Source organism: Winogradskya consettensis, from assembly GCF_018332715.1.
Taxonomy (GTDB): domain Bacteria; phylum Actinomycetota; class Actinomycetes; order Mycobacteriales; family Micromonosporaceae; genus Actinoplanes; species Actinoplanes consettensis.
Genome location: NZ_BOQP01000034.1, coordinates 138,201 through 154,142, shown reverse-complemented (window position 1 = coordinate 154,142; position 15,942 = coordinate 138,201). Strand labels below are relative to the sequence as shown.

Annotated in this window: 16 protein-coding genes and 1 pseudogene; 8 read left to right on the top strand and 9 right to left on the bottom strand. The window is 68.8% G+C overall.

The features are described from left to right. Positions 1-17 precede the first annotated feature (17 nt). Entirely contained in the window at positions 18-1,172 is a 1,155-nt protein-coding gene (locus tag Aco04nite_RS29580; protein ID WP_213000514.1) for an Mrp/NBP35 family ATP-binding protein, read from the top strand. A gap of 651 nt (positions 1,173-1,823) precedes the next feature. Next, the gene (locus Aco04nite_RS29575; RefSeq protein ID WP_213000513.1) at positions 1,824-2,039 is read left to right on the top strand and encodes a hypothetical protein; all 216 of its coding nucleotides are present in this window, start codon (positions 1,824-1,826) and stop codon (positions 2,037-2,039) included. 352 nt (positions 2,040-2,391) lie between these two features. Here Aco04nite_RS29575 and Aco04nite_RS29570 read toward each other — a convergent pair whose 3' ends face one another. After that, positions 2,392-2,817 (bottom strand): twin-arginine translocase TatA/TatE family subunit, encoded by a 426-nt coding sequence (locus Aco04nite_RS29570; protein WP_213000512.1) that lies wholly within the window; start codon positions 2,815-2,817, stop codon positions 2,392-2,394. A 31-nt stretch (positions 2,818-2,848) separates the two neighbouring features. Beyond that, complete coding sequence (locus Aco04nite_RS29565) at positions 2,849-4,114, bottom strand: S1C family serine protease (protein WP_213000511.1); 1,266 nt, start codon at positions 4,112-4,114, stop codon at positions 2,849-2,851. Positions 4,115-4,341: 227 nt separating this feature from the next. On the opposite strand from Aco04nite_RS29565, the gene Aco04nite_RS29560 reads away from it, so the two are divergent. Further along, positions 4,342-4,950 carry an O-methyltransferase gene (locus tag Aco04nite_RS29560; protein WP_213000619.1) on the top strand — a complete coding sequence of 203 codons (609 nt, stop codon included), beginning with the start codon at positions 4,342-4,344 and terminating at the stop codon, positions 4,948-4,950. Here the strand turns inward: Aco04nite_RS29560 and Aco04nite_RS29555 are convergent. Both Aco04nite_RS29555 and Aco04nite_RS29550 read right to left on the bottom strand, forming a co-directional pair. Then, positions 4,940-6,304, bottom strand: coding sequence for a leucyl aminopeptidase family protein (locus Aco04nite_RS29555; protein WP_438874954.1), 1,365 nt, complete (start codon positions 6,302-6,304; stop codon positions 4,940-4,942). The two genes, Aco04nite_RS29560 and Aco04nite_RS29555, sit on opposite strands and share 11 nt — an antisense overlap. A 121-nt stretch (positions 6,305-6,425) precedes the next feature. Further along, positions 6,426-6,593, bottom strand: coding sequence for a DUF3117 domain-containing protein (locus tag Aco04nite_RS29550; RefSeq protein ID WP_015625691.1), 168 nt, complete (start codon positions 6,591-6,593; stop codon positions 6,426-6,428). Between the two features lie 307 nt (positions 6,594-6,900). Between Aco04nite_RS29550 and Aco04nite_RS29545 the strand changes: the two genes are divergently transcribed. The 3 genes from Aco04nite_RS29545 to Aco04nite_RS29535 all read left to right on the top strand — a co-directional run bounded on the left by Aco04nite_RS29545 (position 6,901) and on the right by Aco04nite_RS29535 (position 9,379). Next, positions 6,901-7,713, top strand: coding sequence for a PaaX family transcriptional regulator (locus tag Aco04nite_RS29545; protein WP_213000510.1), 813 nt, complete (start codon positions 6,901-6,903; stop codon positions 7,711-7,713). After that, a complete protein-coding gene (locus Aco04nite_RS29540; protein WP_213000509.1) occupies positions 7,710-8,498 on the top strand; it encodes an enoyl-CoA hydratase-related protein in 789 nt (262 codons plus the stop codon). The genes Aco04nite_RS29545 and Aco04nite_RS29540 overlap by 4 nt, the downstream gene beginning before the upstream one ends. 77 nt (positions 8,499-8,575) lie before the next feature. Then, complete coding sequence (locus tag Aco04nite_RS29535; RefSeq protein WP_203838202.1) at positions 8,576-9,379, top strand: S1 family peptidase; 804 nt, start codon at positions 8,576-8,578, stop codon at positions 9,377-9,379. Positions 9,380-9,424: 45 nt separating this feature from the next. Here Aco04nite_RS29535 and Aco04nite_RS29530 read toward each other — a convergent pair whose 3' ends face one another. The 5 genes and pseudogenes from Aco04nite_RS29530 to ndhC all read right to left on the bottom strand — a co-directional run bounded on the left by Aco04nite_RS29530 (position 9,425) and on the right by ndhC (position 12,724). Beyond that, positions 9,425-9,982 (bottom strand): hypothetical protein, encoded by a 558-nt coding sequence (locus Aco04nite_RS29530; protein ID WP_213000508.1) that lies wholly within the window; start codon positions 9,980-9,982, stop codon positions 9,425-9,427. Between the two features lie 115 nt (positions 9,983-10,097). Continuing rightward, positions 10,098-10,676: a DNA-3-methyladenine glycosylase I gene (locus Aco04nite_RS29525; protein WP_213000507.1), complete on the bottom strand. Its 579-nt coding sequence runs from the start codon at positions 10,674-10,676 to the stop codon at positions 10,098-10,100. 33 nt (positions 10,677-10,709) lie between these two features. Next, complete coding sequence (locus Aco04nite_RS29520) at positions 10,710-11,207, bottom strand: SRPBCC family protein (protein WP_213000506.1); 498 nt, start codon at positions 11,205-11,207, stop codon at positions 10,710-10,712. Between the two features lie 362 nt (positions 11,208-11,569). After that, positions 11,570-12,244: pseudogene (locus Aco04nite_RS50280) on the bottom strand (DivIVA domain-containing protein); the annotation flags it as partial. 102 nt (positions 12,245-12,346) lie between these two features. Continuing rightward, positions 12,347-12,724: an NADH-quinone oxidoreductase subunit A gene (gene ndhC / locus Aco04nite_RS29510; RefSeq protein ID WP_213000505.1), complete on the bottom strand. Its 378-nt coding sequence runs from the start codon at positions 12,722-12,724 to the stop codon at positions 12,347-12,349. A 294-nt stretch (positions 12,725-13,018) separates the two neighbouring features. Here ndhC and Aco04nite_RS29505 point away from each other — a divergent pair, with 294 nt between their 5' ends. Then, the gene (locus tag Aco04nite_RS29505; RefSeq protein WP_244876402.1) at positions 13,019-14,797 is read left to right on the top strand and encodes a 2-oxoacid:acceptor oxidoreductase subunit alpha; all 1,779 of its coding nucleotides are present in this window, start codon (positions 13,019-13,021) and stop codon (positions 14,795-14,797) included. Next, positions 14,790-15,830: a 2-oxoacid:ferredoxin oxidoreductase subunit beta gene (locus Aco04nite_RS29500; protein WP_213000503.1), complete on the top strand. Its 1,041-nt coding sequence runs from the start codon at positions 14,790-14,792 to the stop codon at positions 15,828-15,830. Before Aco04nite_RS29505 ends, Aco04nite_RS29500 begins: the two co-directional genes overlap by 8 nt. Positions 15,831-15,942 lie beyond the last annotated feature (112 nt).

Below are 15,942 nucleotides of genomic sequence, written 5' to 3'. Positions count from 1 at the left end.
GACGTAAGCTGGTGCCCATGTCCGCACCCGCCCCCACCATCGAGGACGCCATTCAGGCAGCCCTCGCCACGGTTGACGACCCCGAGATCCGCAAGCCGATCACCGAGCTCGGCATGGTCAAGGGATTCACCGTCGCGGCCGGCAAGGTCACCGTCGAGCTGCTGCTCACCGTGGCCGGTTGCCCGCTGCGGGACAAGCTCACCACCGACATCACCGGTGCCCTCACCCGCATCCCGGGCATCGAAACCGTCGACATCGACTTCGGCGTCATGACCGAGGAACAGCGCAAGGCCCTCCAGGTCCAGCTGCGCGGCGGCGCCGCCGGCCAGGCCGCCGAACCCGTCATCCCGTTCGCCCAGCCCGGCTCCAAAACCCGCGTCTACGCGGTCGCCAGCGGCAAGGGCGGCGTCGGCAAATCCAGCGTCACGGTCAACCTCGCCGCCTCCCTCGCCAAACGCGGCCTCAACGTCGGCGTGGTCGACGCGGACATCTACGGCCACTCCATCCCCCGCATGCTCGGCGTAGAAGGCCGCCCCACCCGAGTCGAAGAAATGATCATGCCGCCCCAGTCCCACGGCGTAAAGGTCATCTCCATCGGCATGTTCACCTCGGGCAACGCCGCAGTGGTCTGGCGCGGCCCCATGCTGCACCGAGCCCTGCAGCAGTTCCTCGCCGACGTCTTCTGGGGAGACCTCGACGTCCTCCTCCTGGACCTGCCGCCGGGCACCGGAGACGTCGCCATCTCACTCGCCCAGCTCCTGCCCAACGCCGAAATCCTCGTCGTCACCACGCCCCAGATGGCTGCCGCTGAGGTCGCCGAGCGAGCCGGCGCCATCGCCCTCCAGACCCACCAGCGCCTCGTCGGCGTCGTCGAAAACATGTCCTGGCTCGAACTCCCGGACGGCTCCCGCATGGAGGTCTTCGGCTCCGGCGGCGGCCAAACCGTCGCATCATCACTGACCACCACCGTCGGCGCCTCGGTGCCACTGCTGGGGCAGATTCCGTTGGACACCCGGGTTCGCGAGGCTGGGGACGCCGGGGTTCCCATCGTGCTGGCAGATCCGACTTCGCCTGCTGCTGTCGCTCTGGACGCTGTCGCTGATCGGTTGGCTATTCGACGGGAGTCACTGGTGGGGAAGCCGCTGGGGTTGATGGTCAACGCTCGGCGGTGATTTTTTGGCGGGGGATGTCGCCCTTGGGGCATTCTCGGCCTGAAGCAGCTGTGGTTGGAGGGGGCCTTTGCGGCCCCCTTTTGCTGTTGAGGCTTCAGGCTGTCAAGAGGGCGGGTCGGTCGCGCCGCGCGAAGACGGAGCGGTCGCGGCGCACGAAGACTTCGCAGTCGCGAAGGTTCGGTTACACGAGTTGAACGACGCGAGCTGAGGGCCGGCCACTCCCCGGCTGTGGGCAGGCGGCCGTGAGCAGGCGGCTTTGTAATGACGGCTGCCGGAGTGCAGCGGTTGGAATCGGCTGTGGAAGGCCCGGCTCGTGGCATGCGGCGCTGGTCGACGTACCGGGTACAGGAGCCCGTGGAGGAGATCGTGTCGTCGGAGCGTGCCGAGGCGGAGCAGCGGGCGGAGCGGTCGCGGGCAGAGCGGTCGCGGGCAGAGCGGTCGCGGGCAGAGCGGTCGCGGTATGCGAAGACGGGCCACAATTGAGCCGAAAGCCAACGTGGGATCCCGCGGGCGGCGTCAGGGCGGCGGAGACAAGCGACATTCTCGTCATAAGCGGCAAGACGCGACCGGCGGCGGGAGCGTGGCGATAGGCAAGGCGCGCGGCTTGCGGTAAGACGTACAGCCCGGCAGGGCCACAGCTTACGGCTGGACGTGCGACCTACGGACAACGCCAAGCTGAACCGGGCGGTCGCAAAGCGCAGCAGCCTGCGGGCACGCACGGCCGAAGGCAAGGCGCGGCAGAAAGCAAGACGCGGCAGGTCCTTCGCCCACGAGGCCCGTCTGGACTGGCAGCTGGTGCTGAAAAGCAAGGCGCGGGGGCCTGCGGACAACGCCGAGCTGAACAAGTTGGTGGCAACGCGCGATTGAGCTGAGCAAACGATGCCCGGTCCGCAAACACCCGCCCGGCAGGCCGATCCGGCAGCGGAACATACGCAGACCGGACCGGACCGGACCGGGCACGGCCGCCGCTGCACACAATCCGTCGCCGCCGTCCTCGACATCCCCGCCCGACGACCCGCACTCGAGCGCGGATGAGCGAAACCAGCATCCCACCCACCAGGCCGACCGTCGACAACCACTGCGCCCCGACCTGAAGCAGTTGCGGCCGACCAAGGCCAGGTGCGGGTCGGGCCGGGACGGGCCGTGCCCGCACGATCCACCGAGATCAGGCGACGCGGTCGAGGCCGGCCCACAGATCAGGCCGGGCCACGGGTGAGCACTATGTGGCGTCGATGTCGAAGGCGGCGGGGGCGACGGCCGGTTTGGGGGTGGCAGGGGCCATGGAGGCGGATTGGGGCTTGGCGGCTTCGCTGATGTTGGACTTCACGGCGGTGAGGTCGTCCTTGACGCCGTTGAGGTCTGTTTTTACGTCGTTGAAGAGGCCTTGAAGAGGCTGGCGGATGGCGGCCTCGTCCTCTTCGCTGAGGAGGTGTTTGCGGATGAAGGCTTTGGGGTGGAGGTCCTGGAGCTGGATGTCGGTGCCCAGCTCGCGGCTGAGGTCCGTGGTGGCGTTCTGGGCCATGTTGCGCAGGCCTCGGAGCATTTTGAGGCCGTCGCCGATGACCTTGGGTAGCCGCTCGCCGAAGATGAGGAGGGCGAGCATCAGTAGTGCGCCTATTTCCCACCAGTTCAGGTTCTCGAACATGGCGGCCGCCTTCCTTGCCCGTGCGGGCCTCTCAATTCGCGTCGGCTGCCAAGGTTACTGACGCTGTCTGTGTTGTGGTGCCCCGGCGGTACTCGATGGGGACGGTGGCTCCGGGGGCGTACTTGCGGACCATGGCGATCAGGTCGACGCCGTCGTCGAGGGGGTGGCCGCCCAGTTTGGTGATGACGTCGCCGGATTTGAGGCCGGCGACGGCGGCGGGGCCGGCTGGTTCGACGGAGCGCAGGCGGGCTCCGGCGGCGCTGCTGGAGCTCGTGGAGCCGCTGGTGGCGACCTCCGCGCCGATAACCGTACGCCGGGCCTTGCCGGTGTCGATGATGTCCTCGGCCAGGCGGCGGGCCTGGTTGAAGGGGATGGCGAAGGCGAGGCCGATGTTGCCGGCGCCTTCTTCGGTGTTGCCGACCGATCGGATCACCGAGTTGACGCCGATGACCCGGCCGGCCGCGTCGACCAGGGGGCCGCCTGAGTTGCCCTGGTTGACGGCGGCGTCGGTCTGGATGGCGGCGTAGTAGCGGGTGGGGCCGCCCGACTCGCTCTGTTGCAGGGTGCGGTCGAGGGAGCTGACGATGCCCTGGGTCACCGTGTTGTTGAGGGCGAACGGGGAGCCGAAGGCGAAGACCGGATCGCCGATCGCGATGGAGTCCGAGTCGCCGAACTGGATCGGTGTGAGGTTGGTCCTGGAGATCTTGATCACTGCGATGTCGGACTCGGGATCGCGGCCCACGAGCTTCGCGTCGGCCGTGGAGCCGTCGCTGAAGAGGACCGACATGGTCCCGTCGGAACCCTCGACGACGTGGTCGTTGGTGATCGCGTAGCCGTCCGCGCTGATCACGAAGCCGGAGCCGATGGCGCCGGTGACCCGGACCGTGACCACGCTGGGCAGGACCTTGGCGACCACGCCCGCGCTCGATTCGGGGGCGCGCTGGGCCGCGCTCGGGGCCGCGAGCGGGGTGCCACCGAGCTGGGTGCCGCCGCCGACGCCGTTCCGGACGGCGAAGACATAGCCGAGCGTGCCGCCCAGACCGCCCGCCAGCAGCGCTGTGACCAGGCAGATCATCAGGATCCGGGTCATCGGGGGCTTGGGCGCGGCCGGGTCGGTGACCGGCTCGGGTGCGGGGCCGGTGCCCACCGGGGCGCTCGGGATGACGACTGCCGAGGGCGAGTAAGGATCACGCCACGGGTCGGAGAGAGCATCGGACCACCACGGCGAACCTTGCGACGCGGGAGGCGTCGGGGCCGGCGGTGTCTGAGGCTGGCGCCAGTTCCAGCCGTCGGTCACGTCGGGGCCTCCACTCGTCGTCCAGCGTGCCCCTCCAGGATGACACGGATCGGCGGGGATCATCCGCTCAGTGGGAGGCTCGAAGGTCTGCCCGGCGCTTTCCGGGGGCGAGCGGTCGCTCTACGCTCATACCCGATGTGCACCGGTTCCGGTACGCGCGTCCCTTGAGCACGGAGGTCGTCATCGTCACCGCAGCCCGCCAGCTCGGCACACCCACCTCTCAGTCGATCCAGTTCACGGAGGCGTACGCCGCCGAGGACGTCGTGCTCCAGACCGCTCGCAGCCTGGCCCAGGAGGTCGGCCTGACCTCCGTGACCCCGGGTGCGGGTTCCGTGCTGAGCCTGCTCGCCGCCGCCGGCAGCGCCAAGGCCGTCGTCGAGATCGGCACCGGCACGGGCGTGAGCGGTGTCTGGTTGCTGCGCGGCATGCGCGCCGACGGGGTCCTGACCACCATCGACGTCGAGAACGAGCACCAGCGCATCGCCCGGCGCATCTTCCAGGAGGCGGGCTTCGCGGCGTCCCGGACCCGGATCATCACGGGCCGGGCGCTGGACGTGCTGCCCCGGCTCGCGGACGGCGTCTACGACCTGGTTTTCGTCGACGCGGACGCCACTGAGTTCGGGGCGTGTGCGGAGGCGGCGCTACGGCTGCTGCGTACGGGTGGGGTGCTGATCGTCAACGGTGCGCTCGCGGGCGGCCGGATCAGCGACCCGGCGGCCCGTGACGTCGACACCATCACCATCCGCGAGACCGTGAAGGCGGTGCGGGAGTCCGAGGACTGGACCCCCGCGCTCATCCCCGCGGGCTCCGGGATGCTGGTCGCCGTCAAGCGCTGAGGTATCGCACCAGCGTCCGCACGCCCCAGCCGGTCGCGCCCTTCGTGAGCTCCGCCTCGTGCTTCTCGATCCAGCTCGGAGCCGACATGTCGAGGTGGGCCCAGCTGCCCACCTTGCCGCCCAGGAACTCGGCGAGGAACAGGGCTGCCACCACCGAGCCCGCTCCCTTGGTCGGGGAGCTGTGCCGGTCGGCGATGTCGCTGTCGAGGTACTCCACGTAGTCGGTGGGCAGCGGCAGCCGCCACATCCTTTCACCGGCCGCGTCGCCGGCCCGTGCGAGATCGCCCGCGAGCGCGTCGTCGTGGCTGTAGAGCGCCGCCATCCGCTTGCCCAGGGCGACGGCGTTCGCGCCGGTCAGCGTGGCCAGGTCGATCACCACATCGGGTGCGAGCCGGGCCACGGCGTAGGCCAGGACGTCGGCGAGGACCAGTCGCCCCTCCGCGTCGGAGTTCGTGGTCTCGGTCGTCGTGCCGTCCCACTGGGTGATCACGTCGCCCGGGCGGTAGGCCGAGCCGCTCACGGCGTTCTCAGCGAGCGGCGCCAGCGCGGTGATGCGTACGGGAAGATTCAGGTCTGCTGCGGCCAGCGTGGCCGCGACGATCGCAGCGGCCCCGCCCATGTCCTTCTTCATCAGCTTCATGCCGTCGCGGGTCTTGATCGACAGACCGCCGGTGTCGAAGGTGATGCCCTTACCGACCAGGACGACGTGCCGGGTGGCGCCATCGGGGTTCCAGCTCAGCTCGACCAGGCGCGGCGGGGTCGCGGAACCGCCGCCGACGGCCAGGATGCCGCCGAAGCCCTCCGCGCGCAGCTGCTCCGGCTCGCGTACACCAACGGTAATTCCCGGGCGTGTCGCGGCCTCGGCGAGCACCTGCGCGGCGAACCATTCGGGGTTTTTGAGCGACGAAGGGGTATTTGTGAGGTCGCGGGCCAGCCAGGTTGCCCCGGCGGTCGCGCGCGCTTCGGCGACGCTCCGGGCGTACCCATCAGGGTTGGCTGTCTGGAGCGTGACCTCGACGGACCTGGGGCCCTCGACGGCCTCGCGGAACCGGTAGGCCGCGAGCCAGATGCCCTCGGCCAGGCCACGGACAGCAGCCGGCTCGACCCCTTCGGGCAGCACGACGGTGAACGGCTCGTCGGTTTTCACGGCTCGGACGGCGGCGGCACCGGCAGCACGCCAGCCCGCCTCACCACCGGAGCCGACCCCGACGATCAAAATCTTGGCGGGGGTACGCAGTGGGCGCGGCAGAACCTGCACCGCACCCGCGGCACCGGGCTCGTCGGCGCTCCGGACCAGCTCAGTGGTCTCGTCGTCACCGCCGGCCAGAACCCCGGAATTGTCTGTCGGCAGCACGTGCGTGCCGGCGCCCGGAACGTCTACCAGGCGAATCGCGAACACTGGAGGATGACCTTTCCTGGAGACGTGGAAAGCCCGCCGGTACGGCAGGTACCGTACCGGCGGGCCACGTGAAACGTCAGCCGGCGATCGCCTTCAACGCGTCACCCAGCGCGTTGGCCTCGTCCGGAGTCATCTCAACGACGAGACGGCCACCACCCTCCAGCGGGACGCGCATGACGATGCCGCGCCCTTCCTTGGTGACCTCCAGCGGACCATCGCCCGTCCGCGGCTTCATCGCCGCCATCTTGTCTCCCCTCAGACCTACATCAGGGTCGGTGGGTTACCCCACAGCCACTTGCATTTCGAACAGCCCAGCGTCAACGCTCCGTGCTCAGCCCCACGGCGCGCCGTGCCTCGTTTCCGACCGGCGGAGTCGCCCCCACTGGACCGACCCGAGACCGCAGCGTTGCGGACCGCGTCAAGGTCACCCGACGTGGACCACCGTGCCGATCAAACATTTTCCCTGATGAACACCGGCGAACCCAAACCCAGCCCGGACGGATGTGACAGCGTCTAGCATAACGTCTTTTGGGCTGTCACAATGTGCGGTCATGCAGGCGCGGTCGGCACTCTTCGACCTCTACGGCGACTATCTTCGCCCGAGAGGCGGCCGTGCGCCCGTTGCAGCCCTGGTCAAACTGCTTGCGCCGCTGGGAATCGCACCGCCCGCCGTGCGTACGGCAATCTCCCGAATGGTCCGTCAGGGATGGCTGCATCCGCTGCGTCTGATGTCAGGTCCCGGCTATCTGCTCACTCCGAAAGCTGCCCGCAGACTCGACGACGCTGCCGCCCGGGTCTACCGCACCGGGCGCATTAGTTGGGACGGCCGGTTCGATCTGGTCATGCTCAGCGCCCCGCTCGCGCGCCGGGAGAGCCAGAAACTGACCTTCCTGGGGTACGGGATGCTGGGCGAACAGACCTGGGTAGCGCCCCGGGCAGCCGAGGAGATCGACGCGGTACTGCTCGAGGCCGCCGTCCCCTACGAGCGGTTCAGCGCCAGTCACGCCGCCGGTTCCCGGGGCGCCGCGGACGTGGTCGGGCGAGCCTGGAATTTGACGGCGATCGCGTCCGCCTATGAGGAATTCATCGCTGAACAGCGCCCGGCAGTGACCGCTATCACCGTGCGAAGTTCGGACGAGGAGGCGTACGCCGCCCGTTTTCAGCTGGTTCACGCCTGGAGATCGTTTCTCTTCCGTGACCCGCAGCTGCCCCCGTCGCTGCTTCCGGCGCGCTGGCCGGGGGTGACCGCCGCGAACTTCTTCGACCGGCATTCCACCCGCCTGCGCCCGGCCGCCGACCGATTCGTCGAACGCTGCCTCACGTCGGCCTCCCGGAGCGCACGTGTGGGATTCTCGGAGCCATGACCGACTCGCTGCTCGTCGACCGCACCGACGCCGTCGTCACGCTGACCCTCAACCGCCCCGACGCCATGAACGCTCTCGATGTCGAGCTCAAGGAAGCCCTGCGCGACCAGCTCGCGCAGATCGAGAGCGACCGGTCGATCCGGGCGGTGGTGCTCGCGGGGGCGGGCCGGGCATTCTGCGTCGGCCAGGATCTGCGCGAGCACGCCAAGATCCTCGGCGGTGGCTCCACCGAGCTCGACACGGTCCGGCAGCACTACAACCCGATCGCGCTGCGGCTGGCGAGCCTGCCGAAGCCGGTGGTCGCAGCCGTGCGCGGGAATGCGGCCGGCGCCGGGGCATCGCTGGCACTGCTCGCCGACTTCCGGGTCGGCGGCCCGTCGACGATGTTCCTGATGGCGTTCGCCAACGTCGCGCTGGCCGGTGACTCGGGCATCTCGTGGTCACTGCCGCACATCGTCGGCCGCGCCCGGGCCCTGGAGCTGCTGCTGCTGGCCCAGCCGGTGCGCGCCCAGCAGTCGCTCGAATACGGGCTGCTCACCGAGCTGGCGGACGACGACGAGCAGGTCCTGCCCAGGGCCCAGGAATTCGCGGCACGGCTCGCCGCCGGCCCGACGGTGGCCTATGCCGCGATCAAGCGGGAGCTCTCCATCGGCACGGCGGGGTCGCTCTCCGACGCGCTGGCCGCGGAGGCCCAGGCGCAGGCGATCTGCGGTGCCACCGCCGACCACAAGAACGCGGTGGAGTCCTTCGTCGCCAAGCAGAAGCCGGTCTACGAGGGCCGCTGATATGAGCATTCCGGGATAGTAGAATCCACCCTGATCAATGTTTAACTCCCTGTAAAGCTTCAGTCAGGGAGGTCTGGATGGTCAGGTTCCGGTTCCGCAGAGTCCTGGGTACGGTCGCCGCCGCGATCACGGTCGCCTCGATGGGCGCCGTGCTCAACGCACAACCGGCGGCGGCCGCCGACCCGGGTCCGCAGCGCGTCGTCGGTGGCAGCACCGCCACGCAGGGCGAATTCCCGTTCATGGTCCGCCTGTCGATGGGTTGCGGCGGCGCGCTCTACAGCCCGAACCTGGTGCTCACCGCCGCGCACTGCGTCGGCAGCACCGGCACCAACACGTCCATCACCGCCACCCTCGGCGTCGTGGACCTCAACTCCACGAGCAAGATCACGCGGAAGTCCAACTACGTCTACCGGGCACCGGGCTACACCGGCGCGGGCAAGGACTGGGCGCTGATCCGCCTCGCCAGCCCGGTGACCACCCTCGCGACCCTGCCGATCGCGACCACCTCGACCTACGACACCGGCACCTTCACCATCGCAGGCTGGGGCGCGGCCACCGAGGGCGGCGCGCAGCAGCGCTACCTGCGCAAGGCCACGGTCCCGTTCGTCAGCGACACCACCTGCAACTCGTCGGCCATGTACGGCGGCGAGGTCATCGCCACCGACGAGATCTGCGCCGGCTACACCGCCGGTGGCGTCGACACCTGCCAGGGCGACTCCGGCGGCCCGATGTTCCGCCGCGACTCCGCCAACGCCTGGATCCAGGTCGGCATCGTCAGCTGGGGCGACGGCTGTGCCCGTCCGAACAAGCCGGGCGTCTACAGCCAGGTCAGCTACTTCTCCGCGAACATCCGCTCGGCTGCGACCTCGCTGGGCGGCTAGTTTCTGAACTTCTGGCCCCGGAGTCCTCGACTCCGGGGCCTGTTTTCAGTCTTCCTCGTCTTCCTCGGGGTCCAGGTTGGCCTCTTCGCCGAGGACGAAAGCCTGCATCGCCAGCTCGTCACCGGACGGCGACACGAAGGTGGGCAGCTCCGAAGGGCCGAGCTCCAGCACGTACGACCAGAACTGGCGCACCGCCTCCGCGGGGCTCGCCGCCTCGATGGGCAGATCCAGGCTGACCAGCCACGTCTGCTTGTCCCGGTCGCCACCGAGCTTGGCCGCCAGCCCACGGAACACGTCCTCGCCGATCGCAGCCACGGCCTCGTCCAGGGTCAGCCCCTCGGCGGGCACCGGCTCATCGAAGGAACGCCGCGAGTAGACGATCTCCACCTCGGGAACCCCGTGCGCGCCCCGCCGCCGCGTCTCCTGCTCCGCCACGACGCCGAGCCCCACCACGTGCGGCACCTCGTCACCGGCGACCAGCAGCACCTCGTCACCGGCCGCGGGTTTGACCCCTGCCGACCCCGCCACCGTCAAGGTGTCGTGATGGAACAACCGCTCGGTCGCCCATCGATCCGCCGGAATAATCACCGCCCAGTGAGCCATGCGCACTATGACATCACGAGCCGGATCGGGGCTTCTTCCCGGGCGGCGGTGGGCCGGTTTCCCGGCGGCGGGCGGTCGTTCTTCCGGGCGGCTGGCGGCTGGTTTCTGGCGTGGGTCAGTTGGCGAGGGGTGGGACGAAGCAGCCGGCGAGGTGGTCGTCGACCATGCCGGTTGCCTGCATGAGGGCGTAGGCAGTCGTGGGGCCGATGAACTTGAAGCCGCGCTTCTTCATGTCCTTGGCCATGGCGATGGATTCGGGGGTCGTGGCGGGCACCTCCGCGCGGGTTGCGGGCCGGGGGCGGGGTGGAGGTGCGTAGGACCACAACAGGTCGCTCAGGCCCGTCTGGAGGTCGATGGCGACGCGGGCGTTGTGCAGGGCGGCGTCGACCTTCATGCGATTGCGGACGATGCCCGGGTCGGCCATGAGGCGGGTGGCGTCGGTCTCGCCGAAGGTCGCCACCTCTTTGATCGCGAAACCTGCGAAGGCGGCGCGGAAGGCCGGACGTTTGCGCAGGATGGTGATCCAGGAGAGGCCCGACTGGAACGCCTCGAGGCACATCCGCTCGAAGAGGGCGTCGTCGCCGTGGAGCGGGCGGCCCCACTCGGTGTCGTGGTAGACCGCGTAGTCAGGGGTGCTCGCACCCCAGGAGCAGCGGGCCAGCCCGTCCTCACCGATCACGATGTCTTGCGTCATGGCACCACGGTAGGCGCCACCTCTGACACAAAATCAGGGGAGCTTGCCCTCTTCGACCAGCCGGCCGAACTTCTTCAGCGCACCCTTGAAACTGAGTTTGGAACCCGGCCACATGACCGGCCACGCGAGCTTCCCCGCGGCGCCCCCGGGCAGGTGGAACCACTCGTGCAGGACCACCTGGGTCCGGTCGCCGCCCATCGCCGTGCAGCGCATCGAGCCGGGACCGCGCAGGACCTTGCCGCAGTGCACGACCCGGACCTCGTAGGGCGCGTCGACGCGGACCACGCGGAGCTCGTCGCGCAGGGCCGCCGGGCCGATCGCGGTGATCGCCTCGACCAGGCTGCCCTCCCCGCCGTCGCCCTCGACCACGCGCACCTTGGTGAACGGAATCCAGTCGCCCTGGCGCTCCCACGACATGAACGCCGCGAAGACCCGGGCAGCGGGGGCGTTGACGATGACCGTCGCCGTCACCTCGCCGGTCCCGGGCTGGGCGGCGTCGCCCAGGCCACCCTGCGGGCCGGTCTGGCTCATCGGCGTTCCGCCGACGCTCCGTCTTCGGCCGGGTCATCCGGGCCGGAATCAGCCTTGGCGGTGGTATCTCCGGCTCGCTTCGCACCCGACGTCGCATCCGACTTCAGGTCGGGCTCCGGGCCAGCCATCGCGTCAACCTTGAGGCCGGACTTCGGGTCGGACGTCGCGTCAGACTTAGGGTCGGACGTCGCGTCGGGCTTCAGGCCGGCCTTGGGGTCGGACGTCGCGTCGGGCTCTGCGGTCGTTGTGGGCTCGGGCCGATCGGATGACCCGGCAGGCTTGGCGACGGCAGGCTGGTCTGCGGCGGCCTGGTCAGGCGCGGGCAGGTCAGCAGGCTCAGCAGCGGGCGCGGTGGGTGCCGTCGCCACGTCGGACCGCACAGCCTCAGGAGCGTGCCCAGCCACCGCGGGACCGTCCGATGCCACCGCAGGGCCGTCTGATGTCACCGTAGGGCCGTGCGATGTCACCGTAGGGCCGTGCGATGCCACCCCGGGACCGTCTGATGTCGCCGTGGGGCCGTCTGATGTCGCCGTGGGGCCGTCTGATGTCGCCGTGGTGCCGGTTGAGGCGGCGGGACTCGCGGCGAACGCGGATGGCACTCCGCCGGCCGCGACCGGGACCTGCTGGGCGGCGGGGATCTGCTGGGCGATCGGCGCGGATTCTGTGGCGGGTGGCGGGGCTACGGCGGCCTCGCGGGCGCGGCGGAGGACGTCGGCGTCTTCGGTGCGGCCGTCGCGCAGGGCGGTGACCTCGGCTTCGAGGACGCCGATCAGTTCGGATTTGTAGCCGATGTCGTACGCGGCGCGCTGCAGGGCCTGGTCGACCTGGCCCATGCGGTAGCCGCGGAAGGCCATGTCGAAGCGGGTCCGGAAGATGTCCTCCTCGCCCAGGGGCCGGTCGCTCGGCAGCGGGAGTGATTTTCCGTCGGGTTCGACCGGCGTCAATCCGGTGTCGCTGCCGCTGACCATGACGGTCACGCCGAAGACGATCGCCGCGACCACCAGTGCCACGACGATGAAGAGGAGAAGCTGACCCATGCGCACGATCGTGGCACGCGCGCTGCGGCCTGGCGAGCCCGCCACCCCGGCTCTGGGGAAACGCTCAGGCGTCGATCTTGTGAGCTGGGCCGATGAGGCGGATCACGTCCAGGTCAGAATCTTCTTGCGCCAGGCGTAGACGATGCCCAGCGCGAGGACGGCGACGAAGATGCCCATCTCGGCGATGCTCACCGCTCCGAAGCCGGGCCGGTCGAAGATGACGGCCCACGGAAAGAGAAATACTGCCTCTACCGCGAAAAGTACATATAGGTACGCATAGACATAATACCGGATCTGTGCCTGCGCCCAGTCCCCGCCGACCGGGTCGATGCCGCTCTCGTAGGCGATCCGTTTGCCCGCAGGTTCGGCGGGATTCGCGGGCCGGAGCAGCCTGTTCGCCCCGAACGCGAGCACGAAGACCAGAGCTCCCGCCGCCAGCACGAGGCCCAGCAGTGCGTAAGAACCCAGATACCCGTCCACGGGCGCAGCCTAGCGAACCTCGAGCCGAACTTGAGTGGCCCAGGCTGGACTCGCCTGGCAAGGTGGTTCTGGACCGGCAGAGCCCAGCAGCGACAGCACCGAAACGCGACGGCACCGGGCAGAAATGTAAGGGGCACCGTCGTAGTCTGGAAGTGACGAACGCGGGTCGCCTCAGCGACGTGCGTACCCGCCGACCTGCACACTCAGGAGGTTGGACACGTGACGGTTCCCGCTAAGCCTGTCGAGCAGCTCGATCGCGTTGTCATCCGGTTCGCGGGCGACTCCGGGGACGGCATGCAGCTGACCGGTGACCGTTTCACCTCGGAGACAGCCCAGCTCGGCAACGACATCTCGACGTTGCCCAACTTTCCCGCCGAGATCCGTGCGCCCGCGGGGACGCTGCCCGGTGTGTCGAGTTTTCAGGTCCATTTTGCTGACTTCGACATCCTGACCCCCGGCGACTCCCCCAATGTGCTGGTGGCGATGAATCCGGCCGCGCTCAAGGCCAACCTCGCCGATCTGCCGCCCGGCGCGGACATCATCGTCAACACCGACGAGTTCACCAAACGAAACCTGGCCAAAGTGGGGTGGGCGGTCAGCCCCCTCGACGACGGCACCCTGTCGCAATGGGCGGTGCATCCGGTCGCGCTGACGTCGATGACCGTGGGGGCGCTGGCCGGCTCCGGGCTGTCGAAGAAGGACGCCGAGCGTGCGAAGAACATGTTCGCCCTCGGCCTGCTGAGCTGGATGTATTCGCGGCCCTACGAGTCGACGCTGCGCTTTCTGGAGCGCAAGTTCGCCAAGCGTCCCGAGCTGGTGGCGGCGAACAAGGCCGCGTTCCTCGCGGGCTGGAATTTCGGCGAGACAACCGAGGACTTCGCCGTCCGTTACGAGGTCAAGCCGGCCAGGATGGCGGCGGGCACCTATCGCAACATCACCGGCAACGCAGCGCTGGCGCTCGGCCTGGTCGCCGCGGGAGTCCGGGCGAAGCTGCCGGTGTTTCTGGGCGCCTATCCGATCACGCCGGCGTCGGACATCCTGCACGAGCTGAGCAAGCACAAACGGTTCGGTGTCACGACGTTGCAGGCCGAGGATGAGATCGCGGCGATCGGCGCCGCGCTCGGAGCCTCGTACGGTGGGGCGCTCGGGGTCACCACCACCTCAGGCCCGGGTGTGGCACTCAAGGGCGAGACGATCTCCCTCGCGATCGCCCTGGAGCTGCCGCTGGTGATCATCGATGTGCAGCGGGCCGGGCCGTCCACGGGCATGCCGACCAAGACCGAACAGGCCGATCTGAACATGGCTCTGTACGGCCGGCACGGCGAGGCGCCACTGGCCGTGATCGCGCCGAGGTCGCCGTCCGACTGTTTCCACGCGGCGATCGAAGCGGCCCGGATAGCCCTGAAATACCGGACCCCGGTCATCCTGCTCTCCGACAACTACGTGGCGAACGGGTCCGAGCCGTGGCTGCTTCCCGAGGTTGCCGACCTGCCCGACATCTCGGTCGCCTTCACCACCGAGCCGAACGGTGACGACGGCCGGTTCCTGCCCTACCTGCGCGATCCCCAGACCATGGCGCGGCCGTGGGCGATCCCGGGCACCGCGGGCCTCGAGCACCGCATCGGCGGTCTGGAAAAAGCCGACAAGACCGGGGACATCTCGTACGACCCGGCGAACCACGAATTCATGGTCCGCACCCGCGCGGCACGGATCGAGAACATCCCGGTGCCCGATGTCGAGGTCGAGGATCCGGACGAGAACGCGCGCGTGCTCGTTCTCGGCTGGGGCTCCACGTACGGACCGATCGGGGCGGCGTGCCGGGCCTTGCGTCAGCGCGGACTACCGATCGCCCAGGCCCATCTCCGCCACCTCGCACCATTGCCGGCGAACCTGGGTGCCGTGCTTTCCGCGTACGACAAGGTAGTTGTTCCGGAAATGAATCTGGGTCAGCTCGCGCATGTCATCCGGGCCCGATATCTGATCGACGCGGTCGCATTCAACCAGGTCAGCGGTCTTCCGTTCACGGCCGCGACGTTGGAGAACACGCTCGAGGACGTGGTCAAAAATGGTTAGCATCCCGCTCACCCCGGTCAAGCTGACGACCAAGGACTTCAAGTCCGATCAGGAGGTCCGCTGGTGTCCCGGCTGCGGTGACTACGCGATCCTGGCCGCGGTGCAGAGCTTCATGCCGGAGCTGGGCATCGCGCGGGAGAACACCGTCTTCGTCTCGGGGATCGGCTGCTCGTCGCGCTTCCCGTATTACATGAACACGTACGGTCTGCATTCGATCCACGGGCGGGCCCCGGCGATCGCGACCGGCCTGTCCGTGTCCCGCCCGGACCTGTCGGTGTGGGTCGTGACCGGCGACGGTGACGCGCTGTCGATCGGCGGGAACCATCTGATCCACGCGCTGCGCCGCAACGTCAACCTGAAGATCCTGCTGTTCAACAACCGGATCTACGGCCTGACCAAGGGGCAGTACTCACCCACCTCGGAGATCGGCAAGGTCACCAAGTCGACGCCCGTGGGTTCGGCCGACGCGCCGTTCAACCCGCTGTCTCTCGCGCTGGGTGCCGAAGCGACGTTCGTGGCCCGCACGATCGACTCCGATCGCAAGCACCTGCAGTCCGTGCTGCGCGCGGCGGCCGAGCACGAGGGTTCGGCGTTCGTGGAGATCTACCAGAACTGCAACATCTTCAACGACGGCGCCTTCGACCTCATCAAGGACCCCGGCACCCGCGACGAGCACCTGATCCGGCTCGAGCAGGGCCAGCCGATCACCTTCGGCACCGACCAGCAGTTCTCGGTGGTGCACCCCGGCGGAAGCTTCGGCCTTTCGGTCCTTCCGTCAGCCGACCTCGGCACCGAGACCCCGGTGGTGCACGACGCGACGGTCGACGATCCGGCCTATGCCTTCGCGCTCAGCCGGCTGTCCGGTTCCGATCTCAACACGACCCCGATCGGCATCTTCCGCAACGTCCAGCGACCGTCCTACGACGAGCTCATCCAGAAACAACTTCTCGACGCCAAAGCCCAATCCACGGGTACGCCCGAAGCCATGCTCAGCGACCTCCTCACCTCCGGCGACACCTGGACAATCCTCTGACCAGCCCACCGTTGACCCGGCCCGCCGTTCACCCGGCGGCTTTTGACCTGGCCCTGTTTTGACCTGGCCCGCTTTTGACCTGGTGCTCTTGACCTTGCGCGCACGCAGAATG

Bases quoted from the DNA above. Each gene is read 5' to 3' on its own strand.
- Aco04nite_RS29580 (WP_213000514.1), top strand. From the start codon at position 18: ATGTCCGCACCCGCCCCCACCATCGAGGACGCCATTCAGGCAGCCCTC.
- Aco04nite_RS29570 (WP_213000512.1), bottom strand. From the start codon at position 2,817: ATGTTCGAGAACCTGAACTGGTGGGAAATAGGCGCACTACTGATGCTC.
- Aco04nite_RS29550 (WP_015625691.1), bottom strand. From the start codon at position 6,593: ATGGCGGCGATGAAGCCGCGGACGGGCGATGGTCCGCTGGAGGTCACC.
- Aco04nite_RS29545 (WP_213000510.1), top strand. From the start codon at position 6,901: ATGCAGGCGCGGTCGGCACTCTTCGACCTCTACGGCGACTATCTTCGC.
- Aco04nite_RS29540 (WP_213000509.1), top strand. From the start codon at position 7,710: ATGACCGACTCGCTGCTCGTCGACCGCACCGACGCCGTCGTCACGCTG.
- Aco04nite_RS29535 (WP_203838202.1), top strand. From the start codon at position 8,576: ATGGTCAGGTTCCGGTTCCGCAGAGTCCTGGGTACGGTCGCCGCCGCG.
- Aco04nite_RS29530 (WP_213000508.1), bottom strand. From the start codon at position 9,982: ATGGCTCACTGGGCGGTGATTATTCCGGCGGATCGATGGGCGACCGAG.
- Aco04nite_RS29525 (WP_213000507.1), bottom strand. From the start codon at position 10,676: ATGACGCAAGACATCGTGATCGGTGAGGACGGGCTGGCCCGCTGCTCC.
- Aco04nite_RS29520 (WP_213000506.1), bottom strand. From the start codon at position 11,207: ATGAGCCAGACCGGCCCGCAGGGTGGCCTGGGCGACGCCGCCCAGCCC.
- Aco04nite_RS29505 (WP_244876402.1), top strand. From the start codon at position 13,019: ATGCAGCTGACCGGTGACCGTTTCACCTCGGAGACAGCCCAGCTCGGC.
- Aco04nite_RS29500 (WP_213000503.1), top strand. From the start codon at position 14,790: ATGGTTAGCATCCCGCTCACCCCGGTCAAGCTGACGACCAAGGACTTC.